The organism is Pseudoalteromonas sp. SIMBA_162 (assembly GCF_046535955.1).
Taxonomy (GTDB): domain Bacteria; phylum Pseudomonadota; class Gammaproteobacteria; order Enterobacterales; family Alteromonadaceae; genus Pseudoalteromonas; species Pseudoalteromonas marina.
This window is the reverse complement of the sequence record NZ_JAWJBQ010000047.1, coordinates 1-1,547: the sequence shown is the minus strand read 5'-3', so window position 1 is coordinate 1,547 and position 1,547 is coordinate 1. Positions and strand designations below refer to the sequence as shown.

At 39.6% G+C, this 1,547-nt stretch carries 1 protein-coding gene; it reads right to left on the bottom strand.

What is annotated here, in order from left to right:
* Positions 1 to 35 precede the first annotated feature (35 nt).
* On the bottom strand, positions 36 to 1,298 hold the full coding sequence (locus R0J88_RS18590) for an IS110 family transposase (RefSeq protein ID WP_410900680.1): 1,263 nt from the start codon (positions 1,296 to 1,298) through the stop codon (positions 36 to 38).
* Positions 1,299 to 1,547 lie beyond the last annotated feature (249 nt).

Here is a 1,547-nt window from a genome sequence, read left to right as displayed (position 1 = left end):
TAACAACACGCCCTGAGGTGGACGACTAGTAAAATTTAGCTATTAACTGCAAATTTTAAAAGTGGTGAGCCTCTGCGTTTTAAGGCCGCTAAATACGTCGATTCATCGTAGGGTGTATTCGTTTTCCAACACCTAAATACAATCCTTATCCATTTAAATGCCAGTGATCTAATTATGCTGTTATGCGGCTTACCCTTGGCTTTTTGTTGCTCATAATACGCTTTAGCCCAAAACGAATATCGAATAGAAAAGCCTGCCCATTCTACAAATGTTTGCCTTAAAAAAGTGGGGCAACTATAACGCCAATGAGTCCACATTTTTTGGCCACTGCGCTCAATAACAGGCGCTATACCCGCGTACTTTTGAAGTTCTGCAGCATCATTATAACGCGCACGATTACTCCCAAAAGCAACAAGTAAACGTGGGGCGAGTTGTGGACCTGCACCGGGTAAGCTATCAAATATCTTTTTATCTTGCTGGGCTTTATAAGCCGATTTTATTGCTTTATCGAGCTTTTCAATACCTTTTAATAACACTTTAAATTGCGTGATAAGCACTTCAACGAGCATTTGATTAGGTACAATTACTCCTTCGTCCAGAGTTAATGGCATCGCATTTTTAATACTGTCTAGTCGTGCATTATTAACCGTGCAATAGTGTGAATTATGACTCTCAAAAAAGTCGAGTAAAGTCTGTTTTCTTGCTTTTTTAACCGCAGTGAGCGATGGCCATTTCTGAATGAAGTCGCAGAATATATACGTGTCCTTTTCTTTAAACCATTCAAGTGCCTGCGGGTAATAATTCTTTAATGTCGCCGTTATTTTATTGGATAAATCGACACTGTCTTGCACTAAACTTCGGCGATATTCAACAAGCTGAGACAGCGTTCGCATAGCTGCTGACTCGGGCTCAATGACAGAGAGCTTATCCATGTGTAACTTAAGAATTTCAACTTGCAAAAAGGCATCTGATGGGTCATCTTTTGCGCCACTGGGCTTAAAAGCCTGGCGATATTTAGCAACAGCACAAGGATTAACGGTGAATAAAGTAAGGTGGTCGTATTTAGCTAATGCATAAATAAGTGGGCCTTTTTTAAGTTCGCAAACAATCGCTATTTTCTGGTCTGGATAACGCTGTTTAATATCCATAGCCCATTCATGCAACGCTTCAGGTCTGTGTTTAACTACGGTGTAATGATATTTATTAGTGCTTGTTGGATGCTCACAAATATCATGTTTTTTATCGGCCCAATCAATGCCAATGAGTGCAGCAAAATTATCAACGTTATATGCTTTCATTTTATAGCGCCTACGGTTAAAGTTAAGGACGGAATGTGCTTAAATCTCGTTTCTCGCAGGTCTTATAGATAGTCTTGGTCGGCAATCCCTGAGTATGCGTTTTGAAATCGAGGTGCTCTGTTGGCTCGAACGTCTTGTTAAAAACATTAGATGTTTGGCATTCAATATTCGTAACCAACAGAAGCATATTCCACTTAATATAATAGTCAGTTACTTTTAAATTAAGTGGCTTGGTCGAACTATAAGGCA

Bases quoted from the DNA above. Each gene is read 5' to 3' on its own strand.
- R0J88_RS18590 (WP_410900680.1), bottom strand. From the start codon at position 1,298: ATGAAAGCATATAACGTTGATAATTTTGCTGCACTCATTGGCATTGAT.